Origin of the sequence: Acinetobacter sp. P1(2023) (genome assembly GCF_028367635.1) — a bacterium.
GTDB classification, from domain to species: Bacteria; Pseudomonadota; Gammaproteobacteria; order Pseudomonadales; family Moraxellaceae; genus Acinetobacter; species Acinetobacter pittii_E.
Genome location: NZ_JAQNDD010000010.1, coordinates 44,358 through 61,412, shown reverse-complemented (window position 1 = coordinate 61,412; position 17,055 = coordinate 44,358). Strand labels below are relative to the sequence as shown.

The following is a 17,055-nucleotide window of genomic DNA, read 5'->3' as shown; positions in this document are numbered from 1 at the left end:
TCTAAGCATTATTAAGTAAACAAAAGACCTTACTATGCCCGATTCCAAAAAGTATGAACGTATTCTGGACCGATTTGGTCATTATGCCGTTGAAGCTTTTCATTATTTAGCCCTGTTTATTATTGGCTGTATGGTGGCCTGGTCCGCAGCCAATACAGTTTTTGAAATTCTGACCGTCAAAAAGTATGCTTCAATTGATGATATTTTATTATTATTTATCTACTTAGAGCTGGGAGCAATGGTTGGAATTTACTTTAAAACCAATCATATGCCAGTGCGATTTCTTATTTATGTCGCGATTACGGCCTTAACCCGTCTACTCATTTCAGATATCCAACATGACCACAAAGCGGATATCGATCAAGTCATTATTACTGGCTCAATTTTGATTTTAGCCTTATCTATTCTTGTCGTACGATTTGCTTCATGGCACTACCCATCAGTAATGAAAGAGAAACACGCAAAAACCTCCAATAACTTGAAAACCCCTCAACCGCAAGATGACGAGTTAGCATAAAAAAGGCCTCAATATTGAGGCCTTTTTATTTTTACATTTAACGAACTCGGTAAATGTTGTGTCTTGAGTCGACCAATAAGTATTGATTAGGGGTTTTAACCCAATGGTATCCACGTGGTGGCGCATATAAACGGTGTGCACGCCAGTCCGAAACATAATAACGGCTATTGCGATATTGAGTAGGAATGCGTTCACCACGTTTAAAAGCAACATAGTTGCCATAGTGTTTACCACGATCAGCATTTGACCAAACTGGCGCCCGATGATCATTACGGTAATCATGACGGCGGTCATCACGATGCTCATATCGATCATAGTGTTTACCATGGTTATTGTCCCAACGGTGCCCAGAATCGGCCATCGCGGTAGCTGACATACCTAACATTAATGTCGAAAGTACAAGAACGATTGGCTTTTTCATGGCCTATTTCCTTTTAATCTTGATATGAAGCTAGATTAGAAGAGACTCAAGGAGAAACCATGTATAAAACCGCTTTGATTGCTAAACTTTGTAATGACTATAAAGAAAATATGAAGAATCTGTATCTGTGCTACCATTACCATTTTTCAAACTAGGTCAATTGCTGTGTCTGAAATCAGTTTTGAGCGTCTTCATCAATTTTTTTGCAAAGTTCCAAGTGTACAAGAAGCCCGAATTATGGCTCATGGAGCAGATGGCGAACATGCTTGGTGGTTTAAGTTCAGTATTGACGTAGAGCATGCCCTTGCATGGCAAACCGTTCAAGAGTTAGGGCATGTTTTAAACTATCTATCGACGAATGAACGTCTACCGACTTTATTCTTTCCTGTTTCACCACCACCGTATATGAATGGTGAAGCCAAAGATTTTTTATCGTGGATTATTCAATGTAATCATCCTGAATTCTCTCCAGATGTGGTCTGTGACTGGCTTGAGGCACGTTTACCAAACCCTGTAGATGATGAGACACAGTGGAAAATTAAGACTGATTTGAGTGAAATAGAAAAACTTGATGATAAAGCGTTGGATCAATTAATTCCGCCAGCGCCTTAAATCGGACTTATGGCACAGCCTTTATACTTACAGTGATGTTCAAATTTCTTTTTGTATAGGCTAATGTCTCACTTTTGAGAGGTCAAAAGTGACAAAAACCTTTGTTTCACTGATGTTGCTTCCCTGCCACACAGTGAAACGGCGACTTCCATGTCGCCAATCACCTTTCCAATTTTGTACAAAATCACGGCAACGAATGAGCTGTAGGTTTAGGGTGAGACTAGGTAAGTCTCCGTCGTGAACATATAGCCTCAACGTTTATATAAAAAATAGAATTAGAAAGTCGACAATCCTGACCATTCCATAAAGCGATAAATCCAATACTTCACTTTAGACTCATCTGCATACTTCACGTAATCCACGCTCATCTGTCTACCTTGTAAGTTTGACCAAGAAGTATTGAAGTAATCTTGCGCATCTTTAAAGACCTGATCTTGAACTTTACCCACAACCAACATATCTGTTTCAAGGTTGTAATTTTTTAAATTACGGGCTGTAAAATTGGCAGACCCTACAATCAATTCAGCTTGTTGGGCGTTATATTTCAAAATCATTTTGCTATGGTTCTGCTCACCATGGGTATCACACCAGCGGATTGGAATGCCGGCGGCATGTAGTTCTGAAGCTACCTGACGGTTAGGAATTCCATTTTTTTGTCGACCAAACGCATCTTTATTTGGGTCAAGTAAAACTCGGACAATAACGCCTCTCTCTTGAGCATTTTTTAGTGCTTGAATAATTTTACGTTCAGACAAATAGAACATACTTAAATCAAGATGCTCTTTCGGCTTCGCTGAATTAATCAATTTAAGTACAGATTGATAAATCGCCCCTTCAGTTAACACCTGAACTTGAGGTTTGGTTACGTCTTTTTCAAAGTCACCTAAAATGAGCGATGGAGAGCTACTGCCTGACATTTGCGCAACAGCAGCTTCAGTTTGGAGAACATCAGCCGCTGTTGCCCCTGTTACAACCAACGCGACATTAGAATGTCTAGAGCTGCCATCGTGTGGATTTGCTGAGGTCACTAATGACTTCCAACCAGCATCAGTATCGACTACCACAGTTTTACGGTGATTTGCCTTAAAGTTAAATAAATTTAAATAGCTGCGCAGTGTAATTTTTTCATCACCGAATGGATTTGGTAACCAGCCCTTTTCAGGATTATTGCCAACATTTTGACAGCAGATGTACCAGAACCCAGACCAAAACGGGTTAGAAGCACGCAAAGGAGTTAAATTGGTTTCAATCACATCGACACCTGCCTGACGTAATTGACGGTAGTGTTCAGGGCTTAGACCACCGTATACCGAATTAATCGGGTCGGTAATCATAACGATCTGAATTTGGCGATTCTGTCTTTTCTTACTCACTAATGCATCGGTTAACTCTTGCATTAACGGTCTTTGCTTGAGTTTCGAGTCACCCACTTCTGAATTAAACAAGAACATATCCACCACAATCGTAGATTTTGCCTCATCAATCATTTTCAAGATTTCATCAAAAATGTGTTGATCAACCTGTTGCTGTCCTTTGGCATCAAGATAGGTTTTATCAGCTAAAAATTTGACATCGGCATGTCTAAGCTTGCCACTAAAGTTAATCCCTTGTGGTAATGGTTTTACTGTGTGGTAAATCGCCGATGCAAGATATGCAATAGCAACAACGCAAAGTAATACCGCCATATAACGACGCCCTGACCAATTTATTTTTTGATGAATTCGTTGAAAAATACGCATAAAAAAGACCTAACTTGATGGTTTCAAATTAGGTCTTTTGGATTGATTTTTCAAGTTTAGTTTCGTGTTAAAGCCTTAAAAACTAAAATCAACACCTACTGTAAAATTGCGTCCAACTTGTGGAATATTTGATAAGAACGAAGCATGCTGATAAACCGTGTCATCTAACAAGTTATTCGCTTTCATATAAACACGGTAATCTGTTTTTGCACCATATTGTCCAGCATATGCTAGACCAAGATTGAGCATGTTATAGCCTTCAGTTTCAGTCTCATAAGCTGCGATCTTATCTTGATTAAAGACGTGGTAGTACTCGGCAGAACCACTAAAGCCATCGCCAAAATCTGCATCAACTTTAGTACCTAAACGTCCCGCTGGAATACGTGGAGCGTTCCCTTCTGCATCAATTTTACCGCGTACATAGTCACCAAAGGCACTGATCTTGTACATTGGGGTAATTTGATAACCAATTTCACCCTCAGCACCATAGAAACGTGCTTTATCTTGAGTATATTGGACTAAACGGAAGTCTTTATAACGGTCAAGGGTTTGTGCATAGATGTAGTCATCAAACCAGTTATGGTAAACATGCAGATGATAATCAAGTTTGTCATTATCAAAATGTAAACCTAATTCAACATTATTCGATTTTTCCTTACTGAGTTGATCATTCCCCAACTCATAAGTATTCGTCGCAAAATGTCCACCATTTGCATATAACTCTTGAGCTAAAGGTAAACGCTCTTGATGTGAAGCAACAAAAGACAGTTTATAGTTCGGTGCAAACTCCCAATTCGCAGCACCTGCGTAAGAAAATGCCGAACCATCAAAATCCTGTTTAGCGTTATCGTCTACATCAATCTCTTGCTGATCTGCACGTGCAGAAAGCTCAAAATGTACGTCTTTCCATTGTTTATGTTCTAAAGCAAATACGCTCCATTTTTTGGTAGTGGTCGGAGCCATAAAAGCTTCTTCACCAGTTAAATCTAATTTTTGTTGGCCTAACTGAGCACCGATCACCCCTTCCCAACTTGCAATCGGGTTATGTACTAACTCAATACGACCATCATAGCCTTTGTTTTGGAATCGAGTCGCAATTGTTCCCTCTTCAATTTCGTCATGCTGATAGTCAGTATAGCTCGCTTGTGCACGTAACTTTTGGAAGCCTGCGAATGGATCATTTAACTCGGTTTTAAAATCATAACGCTCAGATTTTAAGTCAATCCATGGGCCGCCATGTTCGTGATCATGTTCTTCTTGTCCATGATCATGAGCTTCTTCCCCATCTTCGTGCTCATGCTCATGTGGATCACAATGCAAATGTGGTCTTCCACCTAGATGAGCGCTACAACTTTCGTATTCATGGCTATGCCCAGGCAAACCATATTGATCCCGACGATTGCTATAAGAAATACCCGTATAACCACGGTCATAAATCCAAGACAAACCAACGTTAACTGAATCACCCTGAGCAAAAGTATTGTCTACACGGCGCTCTTTTTCACCTTCATGAATATAATTTGGTGCAATATAATTATTTGCATCACGTGTTAACCCCTCAACACGTAAAGCAACTTGGCTGCCCAAGCCAACAGTTACGCCAGCGCTCGCCAGTTTTTCATCACTTCCAGTGTTATAACGTAAACCAACTTGTCCTTCATAACCGTTTTCAGGCATTTGCGTAGGGATCTTGTTATCAATTACATTGACTAAACCACCAACAGTTCCAGCACCAAACAATAAAGTTGAAGGGCCCCGAATCACTTCCACTTGTTTTGCAAGCACAGGATCTACAGTTACCGCATGGTCAGGAGACAATGTCGAGACATCAATATTTTCTGATGAATTTTGAAGAACTTTAACACGTGGTCCATCTTGTCCACGAATCACTGGACGACTCGACCCCGCCCCAAACTGATTGGCATAAATTCCAACTTCACTACTGAGTGCATCCCCAATGGTGGCAGCACCTTGCGCTAAATGCTTTTGATCAACCACAGTATCTGCAACGGCAAAATCTTGTGATGTTTGCTCAAGTGGATGGGCCTTAATCCGAATAGTTTCTAACTTTTCAACATTTTCACTTTCTGCTGCAAATACAGGTACCGATATTGCAGCCAAAATGGATATGGTCAAAATATTTTTATAGAACAACATGAGGTGATTCTCTGATCGCTACGCCTTTTGTTTTGTTATATTATAACATTTCAGTTGTTTTGCAATAAAAAACATTTCTAATCAGATGATTCGTTAGACTGGCCAATTAAATGATGTGAGTAAATTCTAATTTCTAATGCCTTTTACCATCTCTCATGCCGTTATAGCACCACCTCTTTCCAAGCTTAGTCAAAACACTTTACCAATTGCTGCATTGGCAATTGGCAGTATGACACCCGATCTTTACCGCTTATTTACAATGCAATCAGGGATGTTGACTCATCAATGGAAAGGACTTTTCTACCCAAATCTTGCATTAGGATTACTATTCTGTGCTATTTGGTATTTACTTTATCGGCCTGTAATTTATCGGTTTTTTGGTATTCAACATGATCTTGACCTCCACTCTATAAAACGTATTTTTTTATTTTTGATTGGAACATTACTCGCACTTATTGTAGGGATTGCAACTCATTTAATTTGGGATGGCCTAACACATTCTGACTTTCGGACTTTTGCATTTAAAGATGTATTAGCAACCACAGTTCATCTTTTCGGGCATCCTTATCCCTTACATCGTCTTTTGCAGCTAGGCACCTCAGCTCTTGCCTTACCTTTTATTGTCTGGATGAGTATTCACTATTATCAGCGCTACAAACAACACTGGAAAGTAAACTATAAAATTAAAATTTTCGCATGGTGTCTGTTCATTCTATCTACACTGTTAGGTTTATTCTCTTTTTGGGATTATGCCCGCTACATTCCTCATGAAGTTTGGCATGCCGATACCTATTATTTCACTGGTCGTTCTATTAATGAATTTATGCAAGGCTGGCTAAGTACCTTTAGCTTAGGATGCTTACTATTCTTGGTTTTAGATCGACAAAAAAGAATGGGGTGAATACTTAAAGTTGCTGCCAAATTGCTCATTTTCAGCTTAATTTCTGCGGTTTTTTGATCTAGTTCTTGTGGCAAACCATCCAACAAGGCATAATCGAAAACTTACTTTTTTGACGGTGCGCGGTTTACGCATCCGTCCTTTCAGCCAATATAGTTTGGATAATCTTCATCATGATGCGAACTCATTACTGTGGCTCTTTAACTGAAGCCCAAATCGACCAGACCGTTACACTATGCGGTTGGGTACATCGTCGCCGTGACCATGGCGGTGTTATTTTCCTTGATATGCGTGATCGTGATGGTCTCGTTCAAGTGGTTATTGACCCAGATACTCCAGAAGCATTTGCAACTGCAGATAAAGCACGTTCTGAATATGTATTAAAAATTACAGGTCGTGTTCGTCGCCGTTATGAAGGTACTGAAAACCAAAATATGGTGAGTGGTCAAATCGAAGTTTTAGGCAAAGAAATCGAAGTTCTTGCTGCTTCTGAAACTCCGCCATTCCCATTAAATGATGACACGATTAACGTGTCAGAAGAACACCGTTTAAAATATCGTTTCTTGGACATCCGTCGTCCAGAAATGTTAGATCGCTTACGTTTCCGTTCTAAAGTAACTAACTTGATCCGTAATTATTTAGACGATCACGGTTTCTTAGACGTTGAAACTCCGATTTTAACTCGTGCAACTCCTGAAGGCGCACGTGACTATTTAGTACCAAGTCGTGTACAAAATGGCAGCTTCTACGCACTTCCACAATCACCACAATTGTTTAAACAATTATTGATGGTTGGTGGTATTGATCGTTACTACCAAATCGCGAAATGTTTCCGTGATGAAGACTTGCGTGCTGACCGTCAGCCAGAATTTACTCAAATCGACATTGAAACATCGTTCTTAAATGACGATGAAATCATGGATTTGATGGAAGGCATGACTGTTAAACTATTTAACGACTTGCTTGGCGTAAAATTTGAAAAATTCCGCCGTATGCCATATAGCGAAGCAATGCGTGATTATGCATCTGACAAACCGGATTTGCGTATTCCGTTGAAACTTGTTGACGTTGCAGACTTAATGCAAGAAGTAGAGTTCAAAGTATTTGCTGGTCCTGCAAAAGATCCTAAAGGTCGTATTGTTGCGTTACGTGTTCCAGGTGCAGCATCATTGCCACGTAGTGCAATCGATGAATACACTAAATTCGTTGGCATCTATGGTGCTAAAGGTTTAGCGTACATTAAAGTGAATGAACTCGCTAAAGGAATTGAAGGTCTTCAATCTCCAATCGTTAAATTCATTGAACCGATTGTACTTGAACTATTGGCACGTGTTGGTGCACAAGATGGCGATATCGTATTCTTCGGTGCTGATAAAGCTAAAGTTGTAAATGATGCAATGGGCGCACTTCGTGTCAAGATTGGTCACGACTTGAATCTTTCAACATGTGAGTGGGCTCCACTTTGGGTTGTTGATTTCCCAATGTTTGAAGAAACTGACGATGGCAAATGGACTTCTGTTCACCACCCATTCACGCTACCTAAATCTAGCGTAGAAGACGTGAAGAGCAATCCAGGTGAAGCACTTTCTGTTGCTTACGACATGGTATTGAACGGTACTGAAGTTGGTGGTGGTTCTCTACGTATTTATACATTAGAAATGCAAAAAGCGATTTTTGAAGCGCTTGGTATTTCTGATGAAGAAGCAGAAGAGAAATTCAGCTTCTTGCTGAATGCGCTTCGTTACGGTGCTCCTCCTCACGGTGGTTTGGCATTTGGTCTTGACCGTTTAGTTATGCTTATGACTGGCGCGACTTCTATTCGTGACGTTATTGCATTCCCGAAAACTAAGACTGCTGAATGTCCACTTACTCAAGCGCCTGCTCCTGTTGAAGCAAATCAGCTTCGTGACTTGGGCATCCGCTTACGTGAAAAGCCAAAGGCTGAAGAATCTAAATAATTTTTAGATTTTCAAATTAAAAAACCCTGCTTATGCAGGGTTTTTTAATAAGAGAATTTTAATGAGACATTTCTTTTTCGAAGCTTGAAAGCGTATTAAATTTTTGTTCAAAAATTTGAATAACTTCTGTTTTTAGTTTTTCAAAATCGACCACTTGTTCATCGTCATTTAGACAAATTTGTGGAAGCCGTTCACTTTTAATAATCTGGTTAATTTCGGGGAGATTTTGCAGTCTTAAATTAAAATTTTGGCCGCGCTCAAATATATTTACAGGATAAAAACGGGCTGAACATAACTGCCATAACCTAAACAAATATTGGTTAACATCTAAAGGCTGTCTAAAGCGATGACTTGATACTTCTTTTAAATAACTCTCTTCAGTTTGCCAGACTTCTTCAAACACTGATTTCAAAAATGGTTGAGGCAAATGAGTACTATAAAAGCTCGAAAATTTTCGGTTATATAAACTTAAAAAATTCCCCCAATTATTACTCATCGAATAACGATGATTAAAAAGTGCATAGGGATTGTTATGAAATAATTTACGCTTATCAAAATACTTGTTAATAATCGCTACATCAGTCAAAGCAACTGCACCCAAAAAGTTCTCTTGCCCTACCACCATCAAGGGCTGTAGCTGAATCCCATCACAGGGTAAACCGTTTTTAAAAAAGAACTCAGGCTCTAAAGGGCTGTTAATGAAAGTGTCATCATTAAAATAGACAAAGTGTTCTGCCAAGCCCTCTATTTTATGAATATTGATTTCAATAGCATGTGAATTAAAAGTCGGTAAACAGTTTGGTTCTATAATTTGATCATGAGTAACTAGATTCAACTTGGGATGATTTTTAACTAAAAACTCAGGAAAATGGCCACAGGTCACAAGATGAATTTTTCTAACCCAAGGACAAAATTTCTCAACAGATCTAAACCAAAAATGGAGGTTATTCCAATCGCGATAGCGACATTGTTCAACGACTTCATCAATCTTTGTTTTAGTTTCTTTGGATTTATAATATAGATATTGCTGCTGCCATTTGGTATCGGTTGAGTCCACCCAAATCATTACAAAATCGATAGGCTGCATCAAACATATATCCAAATAAATACAGTAATTTACTAGATAAAATTTGATAAAAATAGAATTCAAAGTTTATTAATGTTAATAAAACTTCACAATTTATTCATAATTTTATTTTTTCTAAATAATTTGCTTAATTAAGCTTCTATTGAGATGGTAGTGGGCAAGTGGCATAATATCCCCATTCTTTCTTTTCTCCCTTGGTAATTCATTATGGCAATGCGTCCTGATGTACGTCGACATGCTTTAATTGTGATTGTATTCTCTCTTGCGCAATGGTTTTTGATGCGCTATATCCTTGCAAATGAATTATTTAACATCACTACAAGTCAACGTATCCTTTATTTCTGTGTAAGTAGCTTAGCAGGTGCATTGCTTATTTTTGTTGCACTGATTTATATGGTTTTAAAAGGAAATGCGGATAAAAATTAATATCCGCATTCCATATAAAATTTAGAAAATCTTAAATTTATTTCCCAACATAATTATCACATAACTGAAGTAGTTCCGGATGTCTGTCATGTTGATGGACAATAGGAATAATTTCTTCATTGCGATTGATAATAAAACCTTGATCATTAACTGCAATTTGATCTATTGGGTATAATCCAAGAGTTACAATAATTGATTGAAAGGGTTGACAGCGAGTTACATCAGCTAAATTATTAGTAATTAATAATTTATTATGCATGGCCTGATCATAAATTCTTTCAGACATTTTTTGATATGGCTGTTTGCAGAACTCCTCAATCATCTTATTGATATAGACTTTAATTGATTCATGATCACCAATAGTAACCCCTGAACAAGATACTTGCTCATCTTTTGCAAGATTATAAAAGCCCTCTCCATACGCATCCTTAATCCATTTTTGATTATATTGCTCAGTACCAATCGTATAATCCGGATTTTCCATCCCTACCAATAGTCCTTTGCCAAGATTTTTAAAAGGGTTACTCTGGAAAAAAACATCACGAACATCGCTAAGCAATACATGTGAAGCATCAGGATGACTTTCTACAATTTCCTTATATTCAAAGAAACGGCTCACATGTGGATAACCAGTAATTTTAAGAGCTTTAATTTTTGAATCAGGAACTGCTTCATTTACAGTTAAGCTAATAATTTTTTTTAAAATATTTTTTACAAACTTAAACTTATAAATACCTGAATATTTTGATTTTGATTTAAATTTTCCAATAGTTGAAACTTTAAATTCAATTTTAAAACCTTTGATATCTGAGAATGCATTCACAAACTCAGTCATTTGCTCTTTATAGATAATTAAAGACAATATTCCATCAAAGCTAGCCTTTTCCAAAGAATAGACAAAAGAAGAGATGAGGTCAGCATTGTATCCCGTTGCCGACCCAATAATAATATTTTTTTGCTTAATCATAAAATTAATAATAAAACCGAAAAAACGGCTAAATTATATATTTATTAAGTATATATTTCTTTAATTTAACTCTTAAGTAACGTAATAAATCACTGTCATCTTGTGAAATTGGAGTGATTAAGCTTCTTTCCTTTTCTAGATAACTTAATGCATCATCATTTTCAATAATTGGGTGATCGAATAAAAAGCTGACATAGAAACTAAAATCCCCTCGTCCCACAAGATCTTGCCAATGGTCATAAATTTTTATCGGTTGATGATAATCAACCAACATTTGAGCCATTTTACGATCTACAACATAGGCATAAGCATAAGCAAGTTTTTCAAGATAGTCGTAATCAACTTTTAAAATTTTTTGGTTATACAATTCTTCGGGTAAAAACTTTCCACGAACACGATTGCATATTTTCATTTGAATACCGCCCAAGCTAAGGAAAAAGCAAGGCCCTAAGTTCAAAGAACGAATATGTTTTTCTAAATTCTGGAAATCAATTTCAAAACGTTCAATTACATCATCTTCAAAAATAATGGCATATTCGTCATCAGAATTTAAAAAATCTTTCAATGCAGCAATATGTGACATTGCACAACCAAGTTCACCAGGCGTCATTGGTTTTTTCTTGCCTGCTACACCCTGTTGAAAATACTCACTCACACTTAAATTTTTACCTATAACCCCAAATTGCTTGAATTCATCGCGATATTTGTAAAATGTTGCTTGAGAGTACAACTTATTTAAACGTTCACTATTAGCAGATTCAATACTGATTAAATATTTTTTCATTTCATTCAAATGTTAAAATGAGTCAGGGATAGTCTATCTAATTATAGTTATATCGAGTGTAAAATTTAATGCTAAATCGCCTGATTCAAAAAAAATGGTACAAGTACCAACAAGCAAAAAAAGCAAAATCTTTTGACTCTCATTGGTATATGCGTTTTGGCTGGTTAGAACAACCTTTTACAACACTTGAGCAATTAGATTCTCTGTTTGAGATCCATTCCCCTAGAAAGTTTACCTTTGCAGATAGTTTTTATGCTTATGAAAATGGTCGTCATTTCATTTTTTTTGAAGAAGTGGATGATGAACATCCCGTGGGCTTTCTTTCGGTCTTGGAAGTTTTTAAAGATGGCACTTACACCCCGCCTGAAACCATTTTAAAACTCGATTACCACCTCTCATACCCTTACGTATTTAAAATAGATAACACTTGGTACATGGTCCCTGAAACATCGGCCAACAAGACCATCGAACTTTGGAAATGTACTGAGTTTCCGCTGAAATGGGAAAAGCATTCCAACCTTATTGAAAATATTGAAGCAGTCGATAGCACCCCTTTTTACCATGAGGGCTTATGGTATCTTTTTACCTCAACGCGTCGTGATTGTAAGAAATTTGGTGACCGTTTAGACCTGTTCTTTACCGAAGATATTTTAAATCCTAACTGGCAAGAGCACCCAATGAATCCAGTGTGCCGAGGCAGTCAGCAGTTCCGTATGGCAGGCAAACCTTTTATTTATAAAGGGCAGCTGGTTCGACCAAGCCAAGATTCTTTAAAACGTTATGGTGGTAATATCGAATTAAAAGCGATTACTCAGCTTAGCCCAACAGCTTATGAAGAAAAATTACTAGAAGTAGTTTTACCAGACTGGAATCAAGCAGATGACGGTTGCCATACTATTAATGTTGAAGATAACTTCGTGGTACTTGATGCCATCCGCCTTACGCCAAAAAATAATTAAGTCTTTAGCAGGCCTTTATAAATATTAAACGTCTGCTCGGCCATGGCTGGTACAGTCAGTTCAGCCTTGGCCTTTGCATATAGCTGGCTAAAGTCACTTTGCGCCTCTGGTTGAAGTGCACATTGAATCGCTCTTGCTAAACCTTGTGCGTCTCCAATTTCTGCCAGATATTGTTCTGGCAACCACTCAATCACACCATTCACTTTAGTTGAAGCCATTGGTTTATCGGCCTGCAATGCTTCGACCATAACAAGTGGAAAACCTTCACGGTCTGACGATAAAACTACAATATCAGCCAACTGCACCAGATCTCGAGCATCAGTTCTAAACCCAAGAAAAGCGACCCGATTTTGCATGTTTAATTCACTGACTTGTTTTTCCAAACTTGCTCGAAGTGAGCCATCGCCCACAATCCATAAATTGGCATCAATCTGCTGCATCGACTCAATCAGTAAACTGATATTTTTTACTGGCTCTAGGCGCCCAATGCACATAACTACTTTTTTGCTTGTGTCTAGCTCAGCAAAATCTTTTTGAATCGATTGAAGTAACTTTTCTTTATTTTCAGTTGTAAGTACGGGCTGAGGATATACCCCGTTATAAACTACGTGTGCTTTAGACTCTGGGATGCCTTGCGTTAGCGCTTGGCCCACCGCAATAACAGCATCACCCGTTAAATAAGCAGATTTATTCTTTTTAGTACCATGAACAGTCGTTACAAACTTTGGACCAGATAAAAATGGCTTAATACGTGCAATCAGCTCAGCCGCTTTTCCTGCTTGTGCATGAACAATAGCGGGTTGGATTTGCTGGATAAGATTTTTAAGTTGCCACAGTAAAAGAATATTCCAACGGCTACGTGCAAAATCGACGGCATGAAAATGTACTTGTTGGCTAAACTTGTCTACATAGCAAGGATGTGCAATCACATGTACTTCGTGATTTAAAGCGAGCTCATTAACAAGGTTAAAAGTATGCTGCTCTAATCCACCAATTCCACCGCTAGTTGCCAATACCTGAACAATTTTCATAGCTTGCCTACTTATTTTTTATCTTTATTCATGGTTTGTTCAAACAGCTTTGCTTCTTTTAGAAAAGCATAAAACGCGTTAATCATACTATTTACGAAACCACGCCAACCATTTAAGAAACTACGGCGAATAAAATAAGACTTCATAAAAGTCACAGGCATCACCAAAATCAATTTAGCCACACTTGGAGACTTTCCTTTTTGGTATTTCTCTAATGCTTTCAAGTTGGAATATTGGTTATTTTTTTCGACCTTAACGAAAATGCTCGACTCACCATAATGATAAATATCATGTTGAGCACGCTGAGATTCGCCATCTACAATCACATTTTCATGGACTTTATTGGCAAGATCATAATGCCCTTTAGACTTGCGGAAAAAACGCACTTTTGCATGTTTTTTGGTATGTTTGCTATTGGGAACACCTAAAAATACATCATTAATAGGAGTGACTAAAGCATCAAGTCTGTTCTGCTGGATGGTCTCAACAATCTCTTGTTTTAACTCGTTAGATAAGACTTCATCGCCATCTAAATTGAGTACCCAATCATTTCGGCATTTTGCTAAAGCTAAACTTTTTTGCCCAGCGTAACCTTGCCATTCTTGATGAGAAATTTGAGTATTTTCAAAACTCTGAGCAATTTCATAAGTATTATCAGTACTGCCCGAATCTAAAATAATTACTTCATCAAAATCACTGACACTTTGCAAAGTTCGCTCTAACCAAGCACCACAATTTAAGGTGACAATATAGACACTACATGGAATTTTATTCATAACTTATAACGTCCTTTAGCAAGGGCGATACGCATCTGTAAAGCATTCATGGCACCATGCGTGCTGACACGTGGAATATTAAATTGATTACTTACTTCATACGCTTCGATTTTTTTACGAGTCGATACGGCGTTTTTAAAGCCAATCTCTTGAGCCATTTTCTGGTGCTTTTCATTAAATCGACCAAATGGATAAGCAAAGCTCGGACATTTTCCAACTAACGCTTCAACGTCACGTTTAGACTGAAACATTTCATCATAAGCGGTTTGGTCATCAAGCTTAAGTAAGTTAACATGATGTTGGGTATGCGCACCAAACTCAATAACACCAGATTTGGCCATTTCATGAATTTGCTCATGAGTGAGCTTTTCAATTCCTTCAATTTGAGTTGCCAAATAAATGGTTGCTTTTGCATTATATTTTTTAAGTAATGGATAGGCATAAAGATAATTATCCATAAAACCATCATCAAAACTTAAAGCAACGACATTCTTTTGATTACGGTATTGTTCAAGCTCAGAAACAAAGCAAAAAGTAGCCTTTTTACGCGTCAACAACTGTAAGAGTTGTTCAAACTTTTCAGGAGGCATGTTCATACCTGAGGCTGCATCTTTAGGAGTAACCTGATGCAACATCACAATGCGTGGTAGTTTACTCGAACGAAACGGAAGCCAGAATGTATAATTACCCAGCACATATAACAGTGCAGCAAGTGCTAGTAGGCCTACCGCAACGTACAAAAACCACATCATGCATACACCTCATGTGACCATTCATAATCTTCTGAAAAGGGCTGCTTAAATGTCACCTCAACCATAAATTGGGTGATGCGCTTAGCATTGAAAGATTTGCGTGTTTTCTCCCAGCCTTCTTTCGCTATTTTTTCAGCCTGATCTGGGTTTTGATTAAAGAATTGGATCTTCTTGGCCAAATCAAACTGATCATCAAAGTAAACCACTTCCTGCTCGGTGTAGAGCTTCTCAAAGCCCGGTATTCTTGGGCTAAAGGTAAGTAAACCATTACCAGTCAGCTGAACAATACGGTCAGAACTATACAAGGTGACATCATTACGGCGTGAGTAATTAAGTCCCATTTTTGTTTCAGAGAGAACTTTATAATACGCTTTACCATAAACACCGGGTTGTTCAAAACAACCATAGTATTGATAGTTTACATGCCCTTGTTGCAAAGCACCTGCCAAGTCCTTTAAGAACTTTTCACGCTCAGGTTCTTTATAGACCACACCGCAGAAAATAAAAGTCTTGTCAGTCTTAGAGTTTGAAAATTGCTGTAGTGTTTCTACATTACGGTGACCGACATTTGGCAAATAGGCCACGCTTAAATGAGGTTGCTTTAGCTTTTGTAGATATTCTCCGCCTGTTGTACAGAAAATAGCATCTAAGTACGGCGAGAATGCTTTGACAAAGTCCAGTTTGTTTTCAAGATAAAGCGGATCAACATACCAAAATGCAATTTTAGTATTTGGATAAGATTCTTTAATTTGTCTTAAAACGTCTGGACTCATTAAGTCACTATGCCCAATGAGCACCAGATCAGGTTCAATATTATTAACGACCTTTAGAACTTCTTTATTAGCCCAATTAGCACCCAGTTTTTTTGTTTTAAAAATGGTTCCCATACGAGCCATGTCACGAAAACTAAAATCATAAACGAAATGGCCATTTTCAATTAATCCGGCAGAAATTTTACGGTCTGTGCAGTAAAAATGGGCGCCTTGTTTATTAAAGCCAAAATTTGCAATATGCAATATTTTCATTTATTTACTCAAAATAAAAAATTTAATTCTTTGATAAAAGATATGTTGCCACACGGTCCGCTTCTTTAAAAGCATAAGGTTGTGGTAACTGTACAACACAAGTCTGCTGTGAAATTAATTGTGATTCTAACATTTGATCAACTGAGTGCGTAATCCGGTCGTCTTTCAAACGGTCCATTGCCATCACCCCAACTCGACAACCCGCAGTAAGTGCCTCAAAAATCATAGACACGCTGTCTTCTGTGACCCAGACAGCTTCTGCTTTTTGCATTTCCTCAAAAATCCAGCCTTGAGGTGTTTGCTCAACTGGAAATATATGTAAATGCTGGGCAAAGTTTTGTTGCCTTAAAATATCGACAAACTCTGCTGGAGTTCGACGTGAAGTCGTCAGAATAATTTCAGCGTTTGGATTATTCTCAACAATTTTTTCAACACTGCTTAATACTTTATTTGGGTTCCATTGATGTCGTTTAGATGAACCACCTAATGCAATTAAAACCCTAGCTGTTTGATGTCGATTTTCATTACGAATAGGATTTAATGCGCCACGTGTGACAATCACATGGCTGTCGGCGTGAATGCCGTCATGCTCTGGAATAACCGCATAGTCAAAGCAACCAATCGGTAAACTCGGCTTCATTAAAATAATCGTTTTAGCCTTTTTGAAAATTTTACCGAGTAACCAAACACGAAAATGTGTGTGGCTTCCTACGCCAAATATAAAATCAGGCGCTTGTTTAAATAAGGAGTTTTTTGAAGAAAAAAGTGCCTGAATTAAAGAAATAATTGGCAAATCAGTAATTAGGACTTCGTCAAAAGTTGTTTCTGGCTGTTGTCTTTGCATTGCCTGAAACAAGCCTAATGCTTGTGAGCGGTGTCCTGCCTTACCATCAGACACATAGACAATATGCATAGAAGCTCCCTAAGCCAAAAAATAAAAAGGCGA

Annotated in this window: 17 protein-coding genes; 6 read left to right on the top strand and 11 right to left on the bottom strand. The window is 37.9% G+C overall.

Annotation, left to right across the window (positions count from 1 at the left end; all coding sequences use genetic code 11):
• The first annotated feature begins 34 nt into the window (after positions 1–34).
• The gene (locus POD11_RS14405) at positions 35–517 is read left to right on the top strand and encodes a phosphate-starvation-inducible protein PsiE (RefSeq protein WP_086265224.1); all 483 of its coding nucleotides are present in this window, start codon (positions 35–37) and stop codon (positions 515–517) included.
• A gap of 37 nt (positions 518–554) precedes the next feature.
• Here POD11_RS14405 and POD11_RS14400 read toward each other — a convergent pair whose 3' ends face one another.
• Positions 555–938, bottom strand: a complete 384-nt coding sequence (locus tag POD11_RS14400; RefSeq protein ID WP_239967402.1) for an RcnB family protein — start codon at positions 936–938, stop codon at positions 555–557.
• A 165-nt stretch (positions 939–1,103) separates the two neighbouring features.
• Between POD11_RS14400 and POD11_RS14395 the strand changes: the two genes are divergently transcribed.
• Positions 1,104–1,550: a hypothetical protein gene (locus tag POD11_RS14395; protein ID WP_262457636.1), complete on the top strand. Its 447-nt coding sequence runs from the start codon at positions 1,104–1,106 to the stop codon at positions 1,548–1,550.
• 275 nt (positions 1,551–1,825) lie between these two features.
• On the opposite strand, the gene POD11_RS14390 is transcribed toward POD11_RS14395, so the two are convergent.
• Together POD11_RS14390 and znuD are read right to left on the bottom strand one after the other, a co-directional pair.
• Entirely contained in the window at positions 1,826–3,289 is a 1,464-nt protein-coding gene (locus POD11_RS14390) for a phospholipase D family protein (protein ID WP_262457635.1), read from the bottom strand.
• A gap of 75 nt (positions 3,290–3,364) precedes the next feature.
• Positions 3,365–5,446 carry a zinc piracy TonB-dependent receptor ZnuD gene (gene znuD / locus POD11_RS14385; protein WP_262457633.1) on the bottom strand — a complete coding sequence of 694 codons (2,082 nt, stop codon included), beginning with the start codon at positions 5,444–5,446 and terminating at the stop codon, positions 3,365–3,367.
• Positions 5,447–5,582: 136 nt separating this feature from the next.
• On the opposite strand from znuD, the gene POD11_RS14380 reads away from it, so the two are divergent.
• Complete coding sequence (locus tag POD11_RS14380) at positions 5,583–6,347, top strand: DUF4184 family protein (protein ID WP_262457632.1); 765 nt, start codon at positions 5,583–5,585, stop codon at positions 6,345–6,347.
• A gap of 170 nt (positions 6,348–6,517) precedes the next feature.
• Positions 6,518–8,302, top strand: coding sequence for an aspartate--tRNA ligase (gene aspS, locus POD11_RS14375; protein WP_239967410.1), 1,785 nt, complete (start codon positions 6,518–6,520; stop codon positions 8,300–8,302).
• A gap of 58 nt (positions 8,303–8,360) precedes the next feature.
• On the opposite strand, the gene POD11_RS14370 is transcribed toward aspS, so the two are convergent.
• Entirely contained in the window at positions 8,361–9,389 is a 1,029-nt protein-coding gene (locus tag POD11_RS14370; RefSeq protein WP_262457695.1) for a stealth conserved region 3 domain-containing protein, read from the bottom strand.
• Between the two features lie 207 nt (positions 9,390–9,596).
• Between POD11_RS14370 and POD11_RS14365 the strand changes: the two genes are divergently transcribed.
• Positions 9,597–9,815 (top strand): hypothetical protein, encoded by a 219-nt coding sequence (locus tag POD11_RS14365; protein WP_009389608.1) that lies wholly within the window; start codon positions 9,597–9,599, stop codon positions 9,813–9,815.
• Between the two features lie 37 nt (positions 9,816–9,852).
• Here POD11_RS14365 and POD11_RS14360 read toward each other — a convergent pair whose 3' ends face one another.
• Both POD11_RS14360 and POD11_RS14355 read right to left on the bottom strand, forming a co-directional pair.
• On the bottom strand, positions 9,853–10,782 hold the full coding sequence (locus POD11_RS14360) for a lipooligosaccharide outer core biosynthesis glycosyltransferase GtrOC6 (RefSeq protein WP_262457631.1): 930 nt from the start codon (positions 10,780–10,782) through the stop codon (positions 9,853–9,855).
• A gap of 28 nt (positions 10,783–10,810) precedes the next feature.
• Positions 10,811–11,566: a glycosyltransferase family 25 protein gene (locus POD11_RS14355; protein WP_262457630.1), complete on the bottom strand. Its 756-nt coding sequence runs from the start codon at positions 11,564–11,566 to the stop codon at positions 10,811–10,813.
• 68 nt (positions 11,567–11,634) lie between these two features.
• Here POD11_RS14355 and ghy point away from each other — a divergent pair, with 68 nt between their 5' ends.
• Positions 11,635–12,525, top strand: coding sequence for a glycosyl hydrolase Ghy (ghy, locus tag POD11_RS14350; protein WP_262457628.1), 891 nt, complete (start codon positions 11,635–11,637; stop codon positions 12,523–12,525).
• Here the strand turns inward: ghy and POD11_RS14345 are convergent.
• Genes POD11_RS14345 through POD11_RS14325 form a run of 5 tightly spaced genes read right to left on the bottom strand, consistent with a single transcriptional unit; the run spans position 12,522 to position 17,022 of the window.
• The gene (locus tag POD11_RS14345; RefSeq protein ID WP_262457627.1) at positions 12,522–13,556 is read right to left on the bottom strand and encodes a glycosyltransferase; all 1,035 of its coding nucleotides are present in this window, start codon (positions 13,554–13,556) and stop codon (positions 12,522–12,524) included. The genes ghy and POD11_RS14345 overlap by 4 nt on opposite strands.
• An 11-nt stretch (positions 13,557–13,567) precedes the next feature.
• Entirely contained in the window at positions 13,568–14,332 is a 765-nt protein-coding gene (locus tag POD11_RS14340; RefSeq protein WP_262457625.1) for a glycosyltransferase family 2 protein, read from the bottom strand.
• Entirely contained in the window at positions 14,329–15,084 is a 756-nt protein-coding gene (locus POD11_RS14335) for a polysaccharide deacetylase family protein (protein ID WP_262457623.1), read from the bottom strand. Before POD11_RS14335 ends, POD11_RS14340 begins: the two co-directional genes overlap by 4 nt.
• Positions 15,081–16,109 carry a glycosyltransferase family protein gene (locus POD11_RS14330; RefSeq protein WP_262457621.1) on the bottom strand — a complete coding sequence of 343 codons (1,029 nt, stop codon included), beginning with the start codon at positions 16,107–16,109 and terminating at the stop codon, positions 15,081–15,083. Before POD11_RS14330 ends, POD11_RS14335 begins: the two co-directional genes overlap by 4 nt.
• Before the next feature lie 22 nt (positions 16,110–16,131).
• Positions 16,132–17,022, bottom strand: a complete 891-nt coding sequence (locus POD11_RS14325; RefSeq protein ID WP_262457620.1) for a mitochondrial fission ELM1 family protein — start codon at positions 17,020–17,022, stop codon at positions 16,132–16,134.
• Positions 17,023–17,055: the final 33 nt, after the last annotated feature.

Bases quoted from the DNA above. Each gene is read 5' to 3' on its own strand.
- POD11_RS14330 (WP_262457621.1), bottom strand. From the start codon at position 16,109: ATGAAAATATTGCATATTGCAAATTTTGGCTTTAATAAACAAGGCGCC.
- POD11_RS14400 (WP_239967402.1), bottom strand. From the start codon at position 938: ATGAAAAAGCCAATCGTTCTTGTACTTTCGACATTAATGTTAGGTATG.
- POD11_RS14325 (WP_262457620.1), bottom strand. From the start codon at position 17,022: ATGCATATTGTCTATGTGTCTGATGGTAAGGCAGGACACCGCTCACAA.
- aspS (WP_239967410.1), top strand. From the start codon at position 6,518: ATGATGCGAACTCATTACTGTGGCTCTTTAACTGAAGCCCAAATCGAC.
- POD11_RS14360 (WP_262457631.1), bottom strand. From the start codon at position 10,782: ATGATTAAGCAAAAAAATATTATTATTGGGTCGGCAACGGGATACAAT.
- POD11_RS14335 (WP_262457623.1), bottom strand. From the start codon at position 15,084: ATGATGTGGTTTTTGTACGTTGCGGTAGGCCTACTAGCACTTGCTGCA.
- POD11_RS14355 (WP_262457630.1), bottom strand. From the start codon at position 11,566: ATGAAAAAATATTTAATCAGTATTGAATCTGCTAATAGTGAACGTTTA.
- znuD (WP_262457633.1), bottom strand. From the start codon at position 5,446: ATGTTGTTCTATAAAAATATTTTGACCATATCCATTTTGGCTGCAATA.
- POD11_RS14365 (WP_009389608.1), top strand. From the start codon at position 9,597: ATGGCAATGCGTCCTGATGTACGTCGACATGCTTTAATTGTGATTGTA.
- POD11_RS14370 (WP_262457695.1), bottom strand. From the start codon at position 9,389: ATGCAGCCTATCGATTTTGTAATGATTTGGGTGGACTCAACCGATACC.
- POD11_RS14405 (WP_086265224.1), top strand. From the start codon at position 35: ATGCCCGATTCCAAAAAGTATGAACGTATTCTGGACCGATTTGGTCAT.
- POD11_RS14390 (WP_262457635.1), bottom strand. From the start codon at position 3,289: ATGCGTATTTTTCAACGAATTCATCAAAAAATAAATTGGTCAGGGCGT.
- ghy (WP_262457628.1), top strand. From the start codon at position 11,635: ATGCTAAATCGCCTGATTCAAAAAAAATGGTACAAGTACCAACAAGCA.
- POD11_RS14380 (WP_262457632.1), top strand. From the start codon at position 5,583: ATGCCTTTTACCATCTCTCATGCCGTTATAGCACCACCTCTTTCCAAG.
- POD11_RS14340 (WP_262457625.1), bottom strand. From the start codon at position 14,332: ATGAATAAAATTCCATGTAGTGTCTATATTGTCACCTTAAATTGTGGT.
- POD11_RS14345 (WP_262457627.1), bottom strand. From the start codon at position 13,556: ATGAAAATTGTTCAGGTATTGGCAACTAGCGGTGGAATTGGTGGATTA.